This window comes from Arthrobacter psychrochitiniphilus, assembly GCF_003185915.1.
Taxonomy (GTDB): Bacteria; Actinomycetota; Actinomycetes; order Actinomycetales; family Micrococcaceae; genus Specibacter; species Specibacter psychrochitiniphilus.
This window is the reverse complement of sequence record NZ_QHLZ01000001.1, coordinates 764,083-782,030: the sequence shown is the minus strand read 5'-3', so window position 1 is coordinate 782,030 and position 17,948 is coordinate 764,083. Positions and strand designations below refer to the sequence as shown.

Genomic DNA, 17,948 nt, shown 5'->3' with positions numbered 1-17,948 from the left:
ATAAGCCGATGCAGATGCCGATGGGGGACCCGGGCCTCTTGGGTGACGTGCCGCAGCTGCCGCTGGCGGGTATCCGCATTCTTGACCTCAGCCGGGCCCTCGCCGGGCCATACGCCACGGCGCTGTTGTCCGATCTCGGCGCCCAGATCATTAAGGTTGAAAGCATCAAGGGTGGTGATTCCAGCCGTGCCTGGCCACCTTTTGAGAATGAGCACAGCCTGTACTTTGACTCCGTCAACAGGGGCAAGCACTCCATTGCCGTTGATTACTACACGGACGCAGGCAAGGAGTTGTTGTGGGATCTGGCGCTGAGCTCTGACGTGGTCGTGGAGAATTTCCGCCCCGGAGTTTTGGCAGCCATGGGGCTTGCCCCGGAAAAGCTTCGCACCGCCAAGCCGGAGCTGGTGGTGGCCACGGTGAGCGGATTCGGAGCCACGGGGCCGTTGTCGCAGGCACCTGGACTGGACCAGGTGGCGCAGGGCATGAGCGGACTGATGTCGGTGACCGGTCCGGATACCGATCACACCTACCGTGTTGGCGTTCCGATCGTGGACCTGGTGTCCGGGATCAATACGGCACTGGCCATTGCAGCCGCACTGCTGGGTAGGGCGCGGACGGGGGAGGGCATGGAGGTCTCCACCTCATTGCTGGAAACCGGGCTGGCACTGAGCGCGTTCCAGGGCCAGCAGTACCTCAGCACAGGTAAGCTGCCTGTGCCGCAGGGAAACACCCACCCCGCACTGACCCCCTACGGCGTGTTTGCCACACGGGATATACCCCTCATTATCGCCGTGGGCAGTGAAAAGCAGTGGCACCAACTGTGCACCCTTTTGGGGGAGCCGGATATGGCGCAGCGGTCCACATACGCCACAGGTTCGCTGCGTCATAGCAACCAGGCCGCACTCAAGGAAGAGTTGGAGGCATTGCTGGCGCACCGTCCCGCCGCCGAATGGTTACCCTTGCTGCGGGCTGCGTCCATCCCGGCCGGGCCCATCTACAACTATGAACAAGCCTTTGCCGATGAACAGGTGCAGTCCCTGGGTGTGGTGCAAACCGTGCAACGTGCCGATGGCAGTGAACTGCCGCTGGTCCGAGGGCCCATTTCTGTGAACCGGCGGGCCCCGCGCATCCGCAAGGCCCCGCCGTCGTTAGGGGAGGACACCCTAGAGGTGCTGGCAGGGTTGGAACTGACGCAGGAGAAAATTACGGCTCTGGTGGCGACCGGCATTGTGCAAGTGGCTACGCCGCGCCTTAGCTCTCAGCCATCTGATTCCGCGCCATCCACATGAACATCGCAACGAAGGCAGGGGAGAAAGGGGTCACGGTGAAAGAGCAAGTGGGCAGGTTACGCATTGAGACGGTGGGTCCCGTGGCCATGCTCGTCATGGACAACCCTCGAATGCGCAACGCCATCACCCAGGGCATGTGGCAGCAATTCCAGGATTTGCTGGCACAGTTGGACGCCGATGACTCCGTCAAGGTGGTGGTAGTGCGCGGGGAGGGCGCACACTTCTCGGCAGGAGCAGACATCGCCTCCGTTCAACAGATCCTGCATGACCCCGCCACGGGGCAGAGTAGTGGCGGGGACATCACCGTCGCGGAGAATGCCCTAGCGCACTTCCGCAAACCCACGATTGCGGCGATAGACGGTTACTGTGTGGGTGGCGGCTGGCAGATTGCCGGTGCCTGCGACATTCGTCTGGCCTCCAGCCGCGCCATATATGGCATCACCCCGGCCAAGATCGGCATTGTCTACCCACTCTCAGGCATTAAACGTCTCGTGGAGTTGACGGGGCCAGCCGCGGCCAAATATTTGTTGTTCAGTGGCGACTTGGTCGACGCCAACCAGGCGCTTCGCCTGGGCTTGGCCACCAAGGTCCTTGGTTTCGACGATTTCTGGGAGGAAGTCCACACCTTCGCCCTGCACCTGGCAGAGCGCTCGCAGTTCTCGGCTCAAGGTCACAAGTCCTTGATCAATGCGATCAGTGCTGGGGACGGAGATGCTGCTGTGGCAAAGCTCAGCGCGTACTGGCAGGGGCAGATGGCCATCAGTGAGGATGCTGCCATTGGTGTTAAGGCATTCCTTGCCAAGGAAACGCCGGTATTCACCTGGTTGCGTCCCCGCGAAGGGTAGGGGAGCCTGCATAGGATGTGAGTAAAACCATGCGCTCCTGCAAACTTTGCACTTGTGCAACTTGTGCGTGAGTGCATATACTGGGGATATGCAAAAAACCGCAACTGTGCCGCTTCGTGAACGTAACCGTTTGGACACGTGGGCCTTGATTCATGACGCGGCCTCAGCGATGGCGTGCCAGCAGGGGATGTCTAAGACCACGGTCGAAGCCATTGCTGATGCGGCTGGAATCTCCAAGCGCACCTTCTTCAACTATTTCCCCACCAAGGAAGACGCCATTCTGGGCCTGCAACAGCCCACCTTGTCAGAGGAAACCCTGGCGGCTTTCCGGGCCGAAAGCTCCGGGGACCTTTTTGGCCGGACAGTGCGCCTGATGGTGACGGTGATCCGCTCCATGTTCCCCGAAGAATCCAAGGCGGAGCGCCGGAAGCTTCTAAAGCAGAAGTACCCGGAACTGGGGAAAAGGATTTTTGACCATTTGAGGGACTCTGAGGAACTGGTTGAAGCCGTCCTCATGGAGCGCTACCCGGATCCGTCAGAAGAACTATCCGAACCCGGGGATCTCCCCGGCAAAGACTCGGCGCTGGCCTTGTTGATGATGGCGGGAACCGTTATTCGGTTTGCCTTCTCCAAGGATTCAAGCGCCGCCACCAACGAACAAAGCACGGCCATTGATGAGGCCATTGAAATTTTCCGAGAGGCAATTAAAGCAACCCTATGAGTAAGCAAAAAATAGTTGAAACGTCGGTGGACGCCGGCGAAAAGCGCAAAATAATCCTCTTGTTCTCCGGCTTGATGGTCACCATGCTGCTGGCATCGCTGAACCAGACAGTACTTTCGAGCGCCCTGCCCACCATGGTGGGCGAGCTCAACGGCGTCGAGCATATGGCGTGGGCCATTACGGCCTTCATCCTGGCTTCCACCATCATGATGCCGGTTTACGGCAAACTCGGTGACCTCTTGGGCCGCAAGCCCATGCTGTTGTTCGCGATCTCCATTTTCTTGGTGGGCTCGGTGATCGGTGCGTTAGCGCCGGATATGGGCACACTCATTGTGGCACGCGTCATTCAGGGCCTCGGTGGCGGCGGTTTGATGATCCTTTCTCAGGCAACTATTGCTGATGTGGTCCCTGCCCGTGAACGCGGAAAGTACATGGGAATCATGGGCGGCGTCTTCGCCTTCTCCTCCGTTGCCGGACCACTGATTGGTGGCGGCTTGACGGAAGGACCCGGCTGGCGCTGGACCTTCTGGATGAACGTGCCGCTGGCATTGCTGGCCATTGTTGCCACGGTCTTCTTGCTGCACATCCCCAAAGTAGTGCACGCAACCCGTCCCAAGATTGACTACTTGGGCATGATGCTCATTGCCGTAGCCACCACGGCACTTGTTCTGGTAGGCACCTGGGGCGGTTCCCAGTACAGCTGGAACTCCCCGGAGATCATTGGCCTAGCCATCATTGCAGTAGTTACCGGTGTCTTGTTCGTCTTTGTAGAAAGCCGCGCCACGGAGCCTGTCATGCCGCTGATGCTCTTCAAGAACCGTAACTTCAACCTGACCACGTTGGCTGGTTTGCTGACCGGTATTGCCATGTTCGGTGCCATTGGCTACATGCCGACCTACATGCAGATGGCCACAGGCTACTCCGCTACCCAGGCTGGCTTGCTCATGATCCCCATGATGGCCTGCATGCTGGTCACCTCGGTCATCATTGGCCGCCGGGTCTCCAACACTGGCCGCTACAAGGTTGCCCCCATTGTTGGTTCGGCCATCTTGGGTGTAGCGCTGGCATTGCTGGCTACCATTCACGCTGATAGCCCCATCTACTTGATCTGCGTTTACTTGGGCATCATGGGTATTGGGCTCGGTGCCAGCATGCAGATTCTGACACTAGTGGCTCAGAACTCCTTCCCGCTGAAGTTCGTGGGGACGGCCACTGCCGGGCAGAACTACTTCCGCCAGGTGGGTGCCACCTTGGGTTCAGCTGTTGTTGGTGCCATGTTCGCCAGCCGTTTGAAGTCCCTCATTGCAGACAAGCTGCCAACAGGCGGTGGCGCAGGGGATGGCAACTCGTTCACCCCCCATATCGTCAACAGCTTGCCTGAGCCGTTCAAGTCCCTGATCATCGAGTCCTACAACGAGGCTTTGATCCCCATGTTTATGTGGATGGTTCCGCTGGCTGTTCTTGCCGCCATTGTTCTGTGCTTCGTGAAGGAAGTGCCGTTGGCCACCAAGATCAACCGCGAAGCCCCTGTGGCTCTTGCCCCGGAAATGGCTGAGTTTGAAGCGGACGTCATTGAAAACGATTTACAGGATTCAAAGTCCTTGCACGACGCCGGAACGCAGGACGAGCTGGAGACGGCGGCTTCCCACTCGCGCCAGTAAGTGACGCAGCCCCTGCTGCGGCGCAATTAACGGCGCGGCAACTACAGGAGAACTTTTCCTGGAGTTGCTGCGCCGCAGCTGTTTAAAGTGAATCTGGTGTTGTGGGCGCTGGCGGGGCTGACTCTGGTGTTGCGGATACTGGAGGTGCCGGCTCTGGTGTGGCATCCTCGGTGAGGTTGCCACGGGCAAGCCGGAACCGGCGGTCCGTCTGGGCTACCAAGGCATGATCATGGGTGAGTGCCAAAATAGTGCACTGTTCCTCGTGCGCCAGGCGAGCGCTCGGGCAATGGCTACACGCTGTTGCATGCCACCGGAGAGCTTGTTGGCCTTGCGTCCGCGCATTTGATCGGTCAGCCCTACCTGGTTGAGCAGTTCGGCGGCCCGGGTACTGCGTTCTGGGTTCCACCACCTCGCCCGCCACGGGATTCTGCTGGATTCACGGCGGTGCTGGCGCCCACCGAGGCTTTGAGCGAGTCTACTTTGGCGCCAACCGCCTGGTTGGCGACCAGCATGGCCAGCGCCAAACCACTGACCACCGCCAAAGTCACCACGACGGCGCCAAAGTCACCACGACGGCGCCGCTACGCACCTTGTTGCGAAACGCGTTACCCGCACCTCGAGAAACCACACCCATCTCATGCTCCCTGCCAGGGTGGGCACCCTTCTGGCAGCCGTACGTAGCAATGTTCTGGCGGGGACTTTGGCTTTGATCATGGAGCCGCTGTGTGTGAGCTGTGAGAACCCGGCCCGGTAGACTGGACGCAGTGAATACACGCCAACGTAATTGAGGTCTCACTTGCCAGAATTTACCGCCCGATTTGCCACAGCCGCCGAGATTGCCCACTGGGATGGGCATGTCACCGCCAACCCCAACGGCGGGAACTTGCTGCAGTCCCTAGCCTTTGCGACCGTGAAGAAAAACTACGGCTGGGGCACCCAATTCATCGCATTCGAGGGGGCTGGCTACACCAGCTACAATCTCATTCTGGAGAAATCCTTCCCGGTGCTAGGCAAGCTTTGGTACCTCATGAAAGGCCCTGACACAGCTGAGGCGGCCCACGTTCCTGCCATGTTGGAGGCGCTGCAGGCATTCGTGAAGCGGGCCCGCCTCAACGTGTTCGCCGCGAAAATTGAGCCTGACCTTGTGGCCTCAGATGAGGTACGCTCCATCTTCGCCGGTGCAGGTTTAATCAAGGTTGATGACTTGCAGCCCAACGATCACACAGCAATTTTGGACATCACCCCCGAACCCCAAGAACTGCTGCGCAAGCTCCACTCCCGCGGCCGCAACGCGATTCGCCGGGCCATCCGTGAAGGTGTGGAGGTCCAGCGGGCGGAGCCCACGGAAGAAACCATGCGGACCCTGTACGGGCTCATGGAAGGGACGTTTGAGGCGAAGAATGCGGGCAAGGCCCGTGAGTTTGCCTACTTCCAGCAGTTCTGGGGCGAGTTCTGCGCCCGCGGTCAGGGCCAGTTCTTCTTTGTCCATGAAAACGGTGTTCCCTCCGTTGGTGCCTTTGTCATCAATTACGGTTCCAAAGCCACCTACAAAGATGGGGGCTCGTTGCAGAAGCGCTCCCAGTACGGGGACTCCCACTTGATTCAGTGGGAAGCCATTTTGGCTATGCAGGAGTTGGGGGCGGTGGAATACGATTTTTGCGGCACGCCGCCTTCGGACCGGCTCAAGGACCCCACCCACCCGCACCACGGGCTGGGCCTGTTCAAGACCAGTTTTACAAAGACCGTCACTGACTTCATAGGTTGCTGGGATCTGCCGCTCTCACCCTGGAGATACAAGGTGTGGACGGCAGTTGGGGAACGGGTTGCGCGCCAGATTTATGTGCGGCGCACGGGACAAAAATTTTACTAGGGCATTGCCCGCGGCTGCTGTCTTGCAGCAGCCGTGTGAGAGAAAAGGAAACACTGGAAAGGTGACTTGTGGGATCTGACCGCCGGATTCAGGCCTCGAAGGATGTGCCGAAAAAAGATATGCTGCAGCCAGCTCACGCTAATGCCGTTGCCAAGAACATCCTGCGCAAGCTGGTTCAGGGAGAGTCGCCACCTACAGCGCCCATGAAGATTGTTGACCGGCTGGCAGGCAGCCCGTATGCCAACTTCACTATTCAGGTGGGCAAGGCAGAGGAATCGGCGCGCAAAACCATTGACTTTGCCCTGCACCTTGCCGAAACCATGTTCCGGTACGGAGCCGGTGCCCTGGAAGTTGAAACAAGTATTATTGCCGTCACTGCGGCGTTGGGGTTGCGCCACATTGAAGTCGACATCACCAACCAGTCGGTCATCATCAACTATGCGCCGCGGGACGCCGTCCCCATCACACTTTTGCGGGTGGTTCGTTCCTGGACCAACAACTATGCCGGTTTGGTGGCAGTGCATGAGCTGGTCACCGATATCACCGCCGGTGGTGTCAGCCGGGATGAGGCCTACCGGCGCCTGGATGTCATTGTCAAGAAGCCCAAACCGTTCCCTCGGTGGATGGTTGCTGTTGCTGAAGCTGTTTTTGCTGCCGCCGTGGTGGGCGTCATTGGTGGCACACCCTTTGGCATGATCGTTGCCCTGATCACCATCCTCCTGGCCGGGCAAACTGCTCGTGTCCTGGGTAAATGGCGGGTCCCTGACTTCTTTGTCACGGCCATCAGTTCCTTCATTGTCACCATTGTGGCGGTGCTGTGCTTTATGGCTCGCGTGCCTTTGAGCCCATCGGTGGTGGTGGCCGGTGGAATCTTGCTGATGCTGCCTTCAGGGCGGCTGGTCTCAGCTGTTCAGGATGCTATCAACGGCTTCCCTGTCACCGCCGCTGGACGTTTTCTCTCCGCCTTCCTGAGCTTTGGTGCCATCGTGGCAGGTATTGCGGTGGCACTAGTTACCGGGGCCTTGTTTGGGGCCGAGCGCCTCAACGTGGCCGAGACCATCAACAGCTTGCTTCCTTTGTATTCTGTGCTGGGCCTTGTGGCCGTGGCCACAGTGGCTATCTGCATTGCAGAACAAACTGCCGTCCGGTTGCTGTTGCCAACGGTTGCCGTGGCGTTGATCGGCTATCTGGTTTACTACTTGGGCATGTATTGGGGTTTGGGCGGTCGCTTCGCACCAGCTGTTGCAGCCGTGGTGATAGGAATGTTGGCCCGCATCATTGCTCTTAGGCTTGGTGCCCCGCAACTGGTGGTGGCCGTCCCGTCCATCATCTTCTTGCTGGTGGGACTGTCCATCTTCCGCGCCATGTTTGTCATGACCCTCACACCCGAAGAGTCAATCACCGGGTTCGTGGGCCTCTTCAACGCCCTGATTGTCATCCTGGCTGTTGCCGCGGGCGTGGTGCTAGGAGACAACGCCGCCCGTCCGTTCACGCATATCAAGGGCACGAAGGACCGGCGCAGGAACCGCCGCCGTTGACCTGGTAGTTCCTCGCCGGCGCAAGGATCGTACGGGTTAGAGGATCTTGCCGATGGGTTCGCGCTTTTCGGCCTGGAAATAGTCTTCTGTGCGTCCGTAGGCCCAGTATCCCGAGAGTGAAACTTGTGCTCGTTCCAGGCCGCGCTGTTTGAAAAGGAGGTCCCGCAGCGCCTTCATGTATTCACGCTCGCCATGCACAAAGGCATGAACCGTGCCTTCTGGCCAGGGTCCGTTGCGCACGGCATCCAAGAGGGCCGTGGACTCGGCGGGGGTGGTCCCGTTGCGGAACACCCAGGTAAGGCCTACGCCGTGGGGCTTGTCCAGGGGCTGGATGTCAGCGGCCGAATCAACCTCTAGGTAGGCGTGGCCGGCGGCTTCTGCGGGCAGAGCTTCCAAGGCTGCAGCAATGGCAGGCAGTGCGGCTTCGTCGCCGGCGAGCAGATGCCAGTCGGCGTCGGGGTTGGGCTGATAGCCGCCACCGGGACCGGAGAAAATAATCCTGTCGCCGGGGATGGCCGCAGCCGCCCAGGGACCGGCCAGCCCGGAACTGCCGTGCAGCACAAAATCGATCGCAATCTCCTGCGCGGCCAGATCGATCCAGCGGACCGTGTAAGTGCGGGTCACGGGCCACAGCTCACGGGGCATGCTTTCGCGCAGTGCAAACACATCCACCGGCTCCGTGTATTCCACGCCCGGGTGCAGGAAGTGGATCTTCACGTACATGTCTGTGGCGTCCTTGGGCTCAAATTTTGCCAGCCCGGGCCCGCCGGCAATGATGCGCACCATGTGTGGACTGAGTTGTTCCTTGCGCAGCACATTGAGGGTGTATTGGGTGCGCGGTTTCACGGCAGGTGCCATGGTGCGGGTGGCGGCGGGCTGTGGTGAGGTCATGGTGAGCTCCTGGTGCCGGGTAAGCAGGCCGGCCTGGTGGGCGCGGAAACAGCGCCAAGTTAGGTTGTCCTAACCAGTCTAGTTCATTGTGGTAATTGCCAGTCCACGGGGGTGGCACCTTGCGCTAATAGCTGATTGTTGATGCGGCTAAAGGGCTTGGATCCGAAGAAGCCGCGGGACGCGGACAGTGGGCTTGGGTGTGCCGATTCAATCACGGGGGTTCCGGTGAGAAGCGGCGCCAGCCGTTGGGCGTCCTTGCCCCACAGCACGCTCACTAGCGGCTGTTTCCGTGCTGCGAGGATTCTAATAACAGCCTCGGTGACCTCTTCCCACCCACGACGGCGGTGTGAACCTGCCGCTCCTGGCGCCACCGTGAGTACTCTGTTCAGGAGCAGGACGCCTTGACGGGACCAGGCACCCAGATCTCCATGGGTGGCAGGTGGGATGCCCAAGTCACTGTTCAATTCCTTGAAAATATTGTTCAGGCTCCGAGGCAGCGGATGCGTTGAGCGGTCCACGGAAAACGCCAGACCTACTGAATGTCCCGGTGTGGGGTAGGGATCTTGGCCCACAATCAACACCTTCACTTCGGCCAAGGGGGTACCCAGGGCGCGCAGCACCTGGGTGGGTAGAGGCAGGAAGCGAGTTCCGGAATCGTACTCATGTTCAAGCATGGCGCCCAAGCTCGCCAAGGTGGCCTCCGAGGGGGCCAATGCTGTGGCCCAATCAGGGGCCATTTGTGTCAGGGGAGCGGATTTCAAGGCGGCAAGGGCCTGCAATTGTGTTCCATCCCAGGGTTCCGGGGCCGGCAGGTCAAAAAGGCTGGGTGCGCTGTCCATGCTCTCCATTGTGGGCCATTGTGGGCCATGGTGGGGGGAAGGAGACTTCCTCCACAGCGCCCACTAGTGCCCGGCCCATCCACGCAATCCCAAATGACAGGGCGGTAATTCACCCCTATCATTGACAGAGCGGGCTCATGATTGCTGCCCGAACGGGAGAGACAAGCGGAAAAGGGACTGTTGTGACTGAAGCGCTCCATCACGAGACTGCTTCCGCAGAGCCCTCCGCAGAAACTACCGCAACGCTGGGGACTCCTGTGGGGCTCAGTGCGCGCGAGCAACAGATGCTGGATCTGGAACGCCAATGGTGGAAGTATGCCGGCGCGAAGGAGCAGGCCATCAGAGAGAAGTTTGAGCTCTCAGCTACCCACTATTATCAAGTTCTGAATGCGTTGATCGACACGGAAGCCGCGCTGGCCTATGACCCCATGCTGGTCAAACGGTTGCGTAGACTACGTTTGTCACGGCAACAGGCCCGTTCCGCACGGCGGCTCGGGAACTAACGCACGCCTTCGCCACCGTACCCACAAGGACCACACTGCACAATGAGTAATTACCCGCGGGATGAATTCGACGCCGTCGAGGAGAACTCGGCACGCCACGGCGTCCACCGGTCTTCGATGGAAGCCCAGGGGCGCTCCTTAATGCCTTTGATGATTGTTGGCGTCGCCGCCTTGTGTGTTGGTCTTCTGGCCTTTTTCATCATGCCGAAAATTCTCGGTAACACCACGCCGCCGCCCCTTGTGGCCAACCAAACCACCGCGGCACCGACACTTGCGCCGACGGCGCCTGCCACCACGGCACCCGCCGCGACCGATTCTGCCACCACGAAGCCTACGGAAACGCCGACGTCAACACCCACAGCTGAAGCAACTCCCGAATCAGTGGTTGATAAGAGCGTTACCGTGGCCATCTTCAACGCCACCGGAGTACCGGGACTTGCCGCACGCTACGCCGGTACAGTCCAGGGCGATGGATGGGTTGTGTCACAGTCCTCCAACTGGGGCGGGCAGCCGCAAAATACATCGGTTATTTTCTACAGCGGCCTCGAGCAGAAGGCCAATGCTGTAGCCCTCGGAGGGCTGCTGAATATCACTGAGTTGGTGGATACTGCAGAACTCGGGCTTCCCCTAGCGGTTGTGTTGGGCCCGGGGGCGTAAGTTTTTTTACCCCTCTGCAGGCCCGGCGCCAACTGCAGTGAAGCCCTGCGCCAGCTTCGGGAATGCCCGGCCCAGCCCCTGCCCGGCCGTTCGCCGCAAGCACATAGTGCCGCTCCCGCTTGCACTCTGAGGTACCGAGTGCTAATTATTGAGTTAGCACTCTGAGGTGGTGACTGCTAATTTCTAGCAGTTTCGCTTTCGTCAGGGTAATAACATTTCCTCACATGGCGAGGGTTTGCCGCTGTTGTATCTATATCAGCAGAAGGCGCATCCGTCCGTCGCGGGCGCCGTGCGAGGAATCTTGAAATTGTCTAATGACTGTCCCGAAAGGACTGAAGCCTCCATGGCCAAGCTCATTGCATTTGATGAAGAGGCACGCCGCGGCCTTGAGCGTGGGTTGAACATCCTCGCCGACGCCGTAAAGGTAACCTTGGGCCCGCGCGGGCGCAACGTAGTGCTGGAAAAGAAGTGGGGCGCACCCACAATCACCAACGACGGTGTCTCCATCGCCAAGGAAATTGAACTTGACGATCCTTATGAAAAGATCGGCGCCGAGCTGGTCAAGGAAGTCGCCAAGAAGACTGACGACATTGCAGGCGACGGCACCACCACGGCCACCGTGCTGGCCCAGGCCCTGGTCAAGGAAGGCCTGCGCAACGTAGCTGCCGGCGCCGATCCGCTGTCCCTCAAACGCGGCATCGAGAAGGCTGTTGCAGCCGTCATCAAGGAACTGCTGGCTTCCGCCAAGGAAATCGAGACCAAGGAAGAGATCGCTGCAACAGCGTCCATCTCCGCCGGTGATCCCGAGATTGGTGCCCTCATTGCTACTGCCTTGGACAAGGTGGGCAAGGAAGGCGTCATCACTGTCGAGGAGTCAAACACCTTCGGCCTGGAGCTCCAGCTCACCGAAGGCATGCGCTTCGATAAGGGTTACATTTCCGCTTACTTTGTAACCGACACCGAGCGCCAGGAAACGGTTCTTGAAGATCCGTACATCCTGATCGTGAACTCCAAGATCTCCAGCGTCAAGGACCTTGTTGCAGTTCTGGAAAAGGTTATGGCTTCGAACAAGCCGCTGCTGATCATCGCCGAAGACATTGAAGGCGAAGCCCTGGCCACACTGATCGTGAACAAGATCCGTGGCCTGTTCAAGTCCGTTGCCGTCAAGGCTCCGGGCTTCGGCGATCGCCGCAAGGCTCAGCTCTCCGACATTGCCATCCTCACCGGTGGCCAGGTCATCGCTGAAGAAATTGGCCTCAAGCTGGAAAACACCACGCTTGACCTGTTGGGCAAGGCCCGCAAGGTTGTTGTCACCAAGGACGAGACCACCATTGTTGAAGGCGCCGGCGACGCCGAAGCCATCGCAGGTCGCGTTGCACAGATCCGTGCCGAGATCGAAAACTCCGATTCCGACTACGACCGCGAGAAGCTGCAGGAACGTCTGGCCAAGCTGGCCGGCGGCGTTGCAGTCATCAAGGCCGGTGCCGCAACTGAAGTTGAGCTCAAGGAACGCAAGCACCGCATCGAAGACGCAGTGCGCAACGCCAAGGCTGCTGTGGAAGAAGGCATCGTCCCCGGCGGTGGTGTTGCTCTCATCCAGGCCGGCGTTACCGCGTTTGACTCTCTCGAACTGACCGGCGATGAAGCAACAGGCGCCAACATTGTGCGTGTTGCCATTGACGCTCCCTTGAAGCAGATTGCCCTCAACGCAGGCATGGAGCCTGGCGTAGTGGTGGACAAGGTCCGCTCACTGCCCAACGGCCACGGCTTGAACGCTGCAACCGGCGTGTACGAGGACCTGCTGGCTGCTGGCGTTAGCGACCCGGTAAAGGTAACCCGCTCTGCCCTACAGAACGCGGCTTCCATTGCTGCACTGTTCCTCACCACTGAAGCAGTCATTGCCGACAAGCCTGAGAAGGCTGCCCCGGCTGGCGGCGGCGACGACATGGGCGGAATGGGCGGCTTCTAACCCACCGTCTTATCGCTCAAGTAAAAACACCCCTGCCCCGCGGGCAGTAAGATTTCGCAAAAAGCATGCGAAATCTATCCCCGCTACAGGCAGGGGTGTTTTTTCTTTCCCTGACGGCGGGGTGTTGGCGCCCCTTTGGTGCCTGAGTGTCGGTGGAGTCTGAAAGTATGTAACACATGACAATTGTTGCTGCCGCCGATGGTTCGGCTCTAGGAAACCCCGGTCCGGCTGGCTGGGCATGGTATGTGAATGACAACTGCTGGCGTGCTGGTGGTTGGGACCACGGCACCAACAACATGGGTGAGCTCATGGCAGTCCTTGACCTCTTCAAATCCACGGCACACATGCCGGAGGAACCACTGCACATCCTGTGCGACAGTCAGTACGTGATCAACAGCGTCACTAAGTGGATGCCAGGTTGGAAGCGCAAAGGCTGGCGAAAATCGGACGGCAAGCCCGTTCTGAACCTGGACCTTCTCAAGGAGATTGATGCCGCGCTTGTGGGCCGCAAATTCACCTTTGAGTGGGTCAAAGGCCATGCCGGGCATGAGCTGAACGAGGCCGCTGATGACCGCGCACGGGACGCAGCCACCGCACACCAGGCCAAACGTTCCCCCAACGCCGGGCCCGGATTCCCCGGCGCGAACCTTGGTGCTAACCCTGCCGCTATTCCTGCCGCCAACTCTGCTTCCTCAGGGTCGGGGCAGCCTGCAGGGCAAGCACAACCGGAGCTGTTCTCCATGCTGGACGATGAGCCTGATCCCTCGTTCGCGCTCCCAGTTGAGAGCAGCCTGGATGTTGTGCGCGAGCTCGAGCAGGAACTACTTGACCCGAGTGTCCGCTCCAATCCGCTCCGTTTAGCGGAGCTGTTGCACCCCGACTTTGAAGAGATTGGTGCCTCCGGAAGCCTGCGTTCGCGTGCGGAAACGCTGGAACTACTAGCTGATGAGGTGGCCGCAGACGTTGAAATGGAAGTTCTCAACCTGAACAAGGTGGACGCTGCCACTGCCCTGCTGAGCTACCGCACTCTTTCAACGAATGGAAACACCCTGCGAAGTTCTCTGTGGCAGCTGGATGGCCAACAATGGCGTCTGCGCTTTCATCAAGGGACCACAGAACGGTAGTGCGGATAGCCGGGGCAGTTTTCAGCAGTTGCCCTAGACGGGGGCCTCGACGCCAGCTTGGGTCTGTATGTACACGCGCCCAGTTGGTGTTGTTGTCTTGGTGACGCCCGGGCTGACATGCTCCACAGTCCACCCTGTATGAGGATCGTCCTTGAGGTGGTGGCAGTAAGGGCAGCGTGGGCGCAGGTTCTCGATGCTGGTTTCTCCGGGCGGCAGTTCGCTGCCATCTGAGGAGTACGTGATTCTGTTGAAGGGGTTCGTGTGGTCCAATTCGCAGGAGCGGGCGGGACGGTCACACCCAATACCGGTACAGACGGGGTCCCTAAACCGAACTTCACGAGCCATGGCTTTTGGCGGTTTTCGTGATTTCCGGCCAATGCTCACCATTCTCCCAGTATCCGGGTCGGTGAGGAATCTTCGCCAAAACTTTGCAGTGGCGGCTAGGTGGTTGACATCGTCTACCGGGATGGGGCCGAATCCATCAAGTATCACAGGATCTGCCGACTTCCCCAGGAGCCTGTCCGCCGAAACCGTGATATTTAGAATGGCCGGAATTCGATTCCTGAAGTACGGCCCTGCACCGCTCCAGCCTGCGCCGTTCGCCTCTTCGCCAGAACTGTTTGCTCCGGAACTGTTCACTCCAGAAGTGTTCGGCGGCGGGGTGGATGAGTGCAGCAGGACTTGGTGCAGCAGATCGATCAGCACATCCGCCCGGTATTCGCTGAGCGAACGAGATGGACGCCCTGTGGGAGTGATTCCATGGCTATCCTCACCGTTCAGCTTGGCTGACCGTGCCCACTCATCGAGCGAGTTAAAAAGTAGGGTGGCATCAGTGGCTGGCAAGCGTGCTCCCAGGAGGGCCATGCCATCTGGCAACGGCGTGAGCCAAACATCCCTGCCAGTGCGTGCCCTGCGATGACGTTCTGAAATGGGCTCTGGATTGTGACGTTCGGCGAGCCCGCGAACTTTTCGCGTCAGCGAGTTGGGATTGCTGTTCATGGCTTGGTTGAGAAATTTGGGTTCCAGTTCGTGGAGAATTTCCGGGGGAGTGTTCTGGCATCCCCTGATCACTGAGCGGACCCTGCGGATGTCCAGCGAGCCTTGATCAAATTCTGCGAAGGTATCAGGCAGGTGCCGGGTCAGAAGCTCAGCGTCGGTAATGAGCCGTTCAGCGGCGCCGGTGCTGATAGCAAACATGGCCATGAGCTCTGCCGCCGCATAACGGGAGCGGTCCGGGTGCTTCTCGGGTGGTTCTTCGCCGCACACAGGCGGTCGACGCGTGGAAAACTCATTGATGGCCGCTGCCTGCCGGGCCATGGACCAGGAGGCCTGACGCTCCGTGGCCTGAATGTAGGTGAGGAGTTCTTCGTCCGAGAGGTTCGCGGGATCCAAGCCAGCCAATGCTGCCGCACCCAGCTCGGGTGTCCACTGAATGTAGTGAGCTTGCTCTTCAGCCGTTAGGGTGGGGAGCAGCCGCTGAACACGTTTGCTCCCACCATAAACAGCCACCCTCAGTGGGGGTGGCATAATCAGTGGCTCGGCGAAGCGCAGGACATCGAGGTACTTCCGCGCCATGCCTGCTGGCAGTGGATTGGCTGCCAGCGGATTGTCTGCCAGTGGTTCGCCAGCCAGTGGATCGCAAGCCAGTGGATTGTACGGCAGCCGATTGTCTTGGAGCGCGGGGTCGTATCCTTCAAATCCTTCACCAAATCCTTCACCGCAGCTTTCAGCGCCTCCGAAGCTGGCTGCAGATTCTCGCCGGGCTTGTTCTGCCACCGCGTCGAAGAACATTTCTTCATCGATCAGACCATCGTCAGCACCTTCTGGAAGATCTGGAAGATCGGAGAAAAAAAGATCCTGGTGTTGGTTCCCGGAGGAGGGTTCTACGGGGAAGTGGAAGGCCGTGGAGAAGTAATTCTCGAGAGCCTTCTCGAGATTGACTCCTGAAACTGACGGTCCGGAAAGGTTGGATTCCTCTGAAGATCCGGGCCAATTGGCCGTGCCCATACCATAATTATATATGAATCTTTACCATATGGATAGAATTTTCTAATATATAGTTTCTATATTTGAAGCTGGTTGGGCCAACCCAACCCGTCCCAACCCAACTAGCCCTGACAGCTCAGCGAATGGTGAACATGCGGGTGTTGGCCGCCTCAGCTTGAGCGTACTGAGTTGCAGCCATGGACAGTGCGGAGTTGATGCTTTCCAAAGATGCTTCCACCTTTAGCTCGGTGGCGTGCCATTCCGTCATGAGCGACTGAAAGTTGGTGGCCGCTGTCCCTGTCCATGATGACTGCAGATCCAGGAGGTTGCGCTTCATGGCGTCTACCTCGGTCCGGATTCGTTCCACTGAGCCTTTGACTGCGGTGCTTTTCAGGGCGAGATCGTCACTGTTGACGTTGAACTGTGCCATGGGGGTTACCTTGCCTTCAAACCTAGGGCTTGTGCCTATGTCCAGCGAATGTCACTGGGTAAGCTCAGCCTAAGAGGCGCACTGGGGCAGCGGAACACTTGATGCCCGGCCCGTGGACAGGCTCGCCCCTGCTCTAGTCTGTGGAGGAATCAGCGTCAGTGCTGTCTTCCCTAAAGGGCAGCTCAATCGCCATGGTGGCCCCTCCGCCGGGGGTGTTTTCCAACCTGACAGTTCCCTCATGGGACGCCACGATGGCTGAAACAATGGCCAAGCCGAGTCCGCTGCCGCCGGTGTTCCGATCGCGTGAGGAATCCGCGCGGTAGAACCGTTCAAACACCCGAGGAGCTTCTTCGGCTGAGATGCCGGGGCCATGATCGCGAATCTTGATCACAGAATACTGGGCCTCACCATCGTGGCGGGTCCCGACCATGATCTCGATGGGGGAGCCATCGGGGGTGTAGCGCAGCGCATTGCCCATCAGGTTCGTCACCACCTGACGCAATTTCGCCTCGTCTCCCACCGCAGTGGCAGGGGTTCCGGGGCCGCCGTCGAGCCCGGTGACTCTAAAGGTACGGTCCGTGGCTGTGGCCTTGGCGTCCAGGACGGCGTCGTGGCCAATGATGAGCAGGTCCACGGGCTTGAGCTGCAGCGGACGCTGCTCGTCAATGCGGGCCAGCATCAGCAGGTCCTCGACCAGCTCGCCCATGCGCTTGGCCTCGCTTTCAATGCGGCCCATGGCTGTGCCGACATCGTCCGGGGTCTGAAGGGCGCCGTGCCGGTACAGCTCGGAGAAGCCGCGAATAGTGACCAAGGGGGTGCGCAGTTCATGGGAAGCATCAGCCACAAAGCGGCGCATCTTCTTTTCTGACGCTGTCTGTGCAGCAAAAGCATGTTCAATATGGGCCAGCATGGCGTTCAGGGAGCCGGATAGCCGGCCCACTTCCGTGGCGGGATTCTCAATATCCACGCGCCGGGACAGATCGCCAGCAGCAATGGCCGCGGCCGTCTTTTCCACGCGGCCCAGCGGTCTGAAGGAGCGGGTGACCGTCCAATAGGCGATCATGGTGCCCAAGGTGACGGCTAGGATGGCAACCCCGGCAATGACCACAGCCAAGCGCTCCATGGTGATGTTGAGGTTTTCGTAGGGAAGCCCCACCACCACATAACCCACATAGGGAGTGCCTCCCTGATTCATTTCCACCGTGCCAAAGCTGAACTTCTGAGGGGCAATAACAGTCACCCGCCACGGAGCTCCACCATCGCTGCTCGGGACCGAAAACTTCTTACCATTGAGGGCCTGTGCCTCGGCCATGGATAGGCCCGGGTAGACCGGCTTGTCCTGCCCTGAACGGTTTTGATCAGCCAGCGAACCATTGGAAAAGTGGAAACCCACATAGTAGTCAAAGGCAAACGGGGTCTGTCCGGTGTTCTGCGAATCCACGGTTCCGTAGCCCACAATGGAGCGCTGGAAAGTGGTCAGCTGCGTGTCCATCTGGTCTTCCAGAAAGGAATGCAGCAAAAGAAACGTTGTGGCTCCCAGCGCCAACAAAGACACACTCAACAGGGCGCTGATGATGGCCACCAGCTGTGAGCGCAGGGAGGCGTTTTTCCACAACGTAATCAAT

At 59.3% G+C, this 17,948-nt stretch carries 16 protein-coding genes and 1 pseudogene; 10 read left to right on the top strand and 7 right to left on the bottom strand.

Annotated features, from left to right (window positions below; all coding sequences use genetic code 11):
• The first annotated feature begins 8 nt into the window (after positions 1-8).
• From CVS29_RS03360 to CVS29_RS03345, 4 genes are all read left to right on the top strand, one after another.
• Positions 9-1,289 carry a CaiB/BaiF CoA transferase family protein gene (locus CVS29_RS03360; RefSeq protein ID WP_245932027.1) on the top strand — a complete coding sequence of 427 codons (1,281 nt, stop codon included), beginning with the start codon at positions 9-11 and terminating at the stop codon, positions 1,287-1,289.
• 35 nt (positions 1,290-1,324) lie between these two features.
• Complete coding sequence (locus CVS29_RS03355; RefSeq protein ID WP_211315081.1) at positions 1,325-2,134, top strand: enoyl-CoA hydratase/isomerase family protein; 810 nt, start codon at positions 1,325-1,327, stop codon at positions 2,132-2,134.
• 88 nt (positions 2,135-2,222) lie between these two features.
• Complete coding sequence (locus CVS29_RS03350; RefSeq protein ID WP_110104868.1) at positions 2,223-2,855, top strand: TetR/AcrR family transcriptional regulator; 633 nt, start codon at positions 2,223-2,225, stop codon at positions 2,853-2,855.
• The gene (locus CVS29_RS03345; protein WP_110104867.1) at positions 2,852-4,516 is read left to right on the top strand and encodes an MDR family MFS transporter; all 1,665 of its coding nucleotides are present in this window, start codon (positions 2,852-2,854) and stop codon (positions 4,514-4,516) included. Before CVS29_RS03350 ends, CVS29_RS03345 begins: the two co-directional genes overlap by 4 nt.
• 213 nt (positions 4,517-4,729) lie before the next feature.
• On the opposite strand, the gene CVS29_RS19055 is transcribed toward CVS29_RS03345, so the two are convergent.
• Positions 4,730-4,942 carry an ATP-binding cassette domain-containing protein gene (locus tag CVS29_RS19055; RefSeq protein ID WP_110104866.1) on the bottom strand — a complete coding sequence of 71 codons (213 nt, stop codon included), beginning with the start codon at positions 4,940-4,942 and terminating at the stop codon, positions 4,730-4,732.
• Positions 4,918-5,150: pseudogene (locus CVS29_RS19230) on the bottom strand (ABC transporter permease); the annotation flags it as partial. The pseudogene CVS29_RS19230 and the gene CVS29_RS19055, both read right to left, overlap by 25 nt.
• 162 nt (positions 5,151-5,312) lie before the next feature.
• On the opposite strand from CVS29_RS19230, the gene CVS29_RS03330 reads away from it, so the two are divergent.
• Positions 5,313-6,386, top strand: a complete 1,074-nt coding sequence (locus CVS29_RS03330) for a lipid II:glycine glycyltransferase FemX (protein ID WP_110104864.1) — start codon at positions 5,313-5,315, stop codon at positions 6,384-6,386.
• A 119-nt stretch (positions 6,387-6,505) separates the two neighbouring features.
• Positions 6,506-7,924: a threonine/serine exporter family protein gene (locus CVS29_RS03325; RefSeq protein ID WP_110104963.1), complete on the top strand. Its 1,419-nt coding sequence runs from the start codon at positions 6,506-6,508 to the stop codon at positions 7,922-7,924.
• 36 nt (positions 7,925-7,960) lie between these two features.
• Here CVS29_RS03325 and CVS29_RS03320 read toward each other — a convergent pair whose 3' ends face one another.
• Positions 7,961-8,815 carry a siderophore-interacting protein gene (locus CVS29_RS03320; protein ID WP_110104863.1) on the bottom strand — a complete coding sequence of 285 codons (855 nt, stop codon included), beginning with the start codon at positions 8,813-8,815 and terminating at the stop codon, positions 7,961-7,963.
• 83 nt (positions 8,816-8,898) lie between these two features.
• Positions 8,899-9,654: a uracil-DNA glycosylase gene (locus tag CVS29_RS03315; RefSeq protein ID WP_110104862.1), complete on the bottom strand. Its 756-nt coding sequence runs from the start codon at positions 9,652-9,654 to the stop codon at positions 8,899-8,901.
• 245 nt (positions 9,655-9,899) lie between these two features.
• Between CVS29_RS03315 and CVS29_RS03310 the strand changes: the two genes are divergently transcribed.
• The 4 genes from CVS29_RS03310 to CVS29_RS03295 all read left to right on the top strand — a co-directional run bounded on the left by CVS29_RS03310 (position 9,900) and on the right by CVS29_RS03295 (position 13,907).
• Positions 9,900-10,157 carry a DUF3263 domain-containing protein gene (locus CVS29_RS03310; RefSeq protein WP_245932048.1) on the top strand — a complete coding sequence of 86 codons (258 nt, stop codon included), beginning with the start codon at positions 9,900-9,902 and terminating at the stop codon, positions 10,155-10,157.
• Positions 10,158-10,199: 42 nt separating this feature from the next.
• Complete coding sequence (locus tag CVS29_RS03305; RefSeq protein ID WP_110104860.1) at positions 10,200-10,814, top strand: LytR C-terminal domain-containing protein; 615 nt, start codon at positions 10,200-10,202, stop codon at positions 10,812-10,814.
• A 343-nt stretch (positions 10,815-11,157) separates the two neighbouring features.
• Positions 11,158-12,783, top strand: a complete 1,626-nt coding sequence (gene groL / locus CVS29_RS03300; protein WP_110104859.1) for a chaperonin GroEL — start codon at positions 11,158-11,160, stop codon at positions 12,781-12,783.
• Between the two features lie 176 nt (positions 12,784-12,959).
• On the top strand, positions 12,960-13,907 hold the full coding sequence (locus CVS29_RS03295; RefSeq protein WP_110104858.1) for a ribonuclease HI family protein: 948 nt from the start codon (positions 12,960-12,962) through the stop codon (positions 13,905-13,907).
• A gap of 33 nt (positions 13,908-13,940) precedes the next feature.
• On the opposite strand, the gene CVS29_RS03290 is transcribed toward CVS29_RS03295, so the two are convergent.
• The 3 genes from CVS29_RS03290 to CVS29_RS03280 all read right to left on the bottom strand — a co-directional run bounded on the left by CVS29_RS03290 (position 13,941) and on the right by CVS29_RS03280 (position 17,947).
• Entirely contained in the window at positions 13,941-15,914 is a 1,974-nt protein-coding gene (locus tag CVS29_RS03290) for an HNH endonuclease signature motif containing protein (RefSeq protein WP_110104857.1), read from the bottom strand.
• 115 nt (positions 15,915-16,029) lie between these two features.
• Positions 16,030-16,323 carry a WXG100 family type VII secretion target gene (locus CVS29_RS03285; protein ID WP_110104856.1) on the bottom strand — a complete coding sequence of 98 codons (294 nt, stop codon included), beginning with the start codon at positions 16,321-16,323 and terminating at the stop codon, positions 16,030-16,032.
• Between the two features lie 133 nt (positions 16,324-16,456).
• A complete protein-coding gene (locus CVS29_RS03280; RefSeq protein WP_110104855.1) occupies positions 16,457-17,947 on the bottom strand; it encodes a sensor histidine kinase in 1,491 nt (496 codons plus the stop codon).
• Between the last annotated feature and the right edge of the window lies 1 nt (position 17,948).

What these genes read in the sequence shown, in the direction of transcription:
- groL (WP_110104859.1), top strand. Translation starts at nt 11,158, where the DNA reads ATGGCCAAGCTCATTGCATTTGATGAAGAGGCACGCCGCGGCCTTGAG.
- CVS29_RS03345 (WP_110104867.1), top strand. Translation starts at nt 2,852, where the DNA reads ATGAGTAAGCAAAAAATAGTTGAAACGTCGGTGGACGCCGGCGAAAAG.
- CVS29_RS03350 (WP_110104868.1), top strand. Translation starts at nt 2,223, where the DNA reads ATGCAAAAAACCGCAACTGTGCCGCTTCGTGAACGTAACCGTTTGGAC.
- CVS29_RS03325 (WP_110104963.1), top strand. Translation starts at nt 6,506, where the DNA reads ATGCTGCAGCCAGCTCACGCTAATGCCGTTGCCAAGAACATCCTGCGC.
- CVS29_RS03305 (WP_110104860.1), top strand. Translation starts at nt 10,200, where the DNA reads ATGAGTAATTACCCGCGGGATGAATTCGACGCCGTCGAGGAGAACTCG.
- CVS29_RS03360 (WP_245932027.1), top strand. Translation starts at nt 9, where the DNA reads ATGCAGATGCCGATGGGGGACCCGGGCCTCTTGGGTGACGTGCCGCAG.
- CVS29_RS03285 (WP_110104856.1), bottom strand. Translation starts at nt 16,323, where the DNA reads ATGGCACAGTTCAACGTCAACAGTGACGATCTCGCCCTGAAAAGCACC.
- CVS29_RS03290 (WP_110104857.1), bottom strand. Translation starts at nt 15,914, where the DNA reads ATGGGCACGGCCAATTGGCCCGGATCTTCAGAGGAATCCAACCTTTCC.
- CVS29_RS03295 (WP_110104858.1), top strand. Translation starts at nt 12,960, where the DNA reads ATGACAATTGTTGCTGCCGCCGATGGTTCGGCTCTAGGAAACCCCGGT.
- CVS29_RS03320 (WP_110104863.1), bottom strand. Translation starts at nt 8,815, where the DNA reads ATGACCTCACCACAGCCCGCCGCCACCCGCACCATGGCACCTGCCGTG.
- CVS29_RS03315 (WP_110104862.1), bottom strand. Translation starts at nt 9,654, where the DNA reads ATGGACAGCGCACCCAGCCTTTTTGACCTGCCGGCCCCGGAACCCTGG.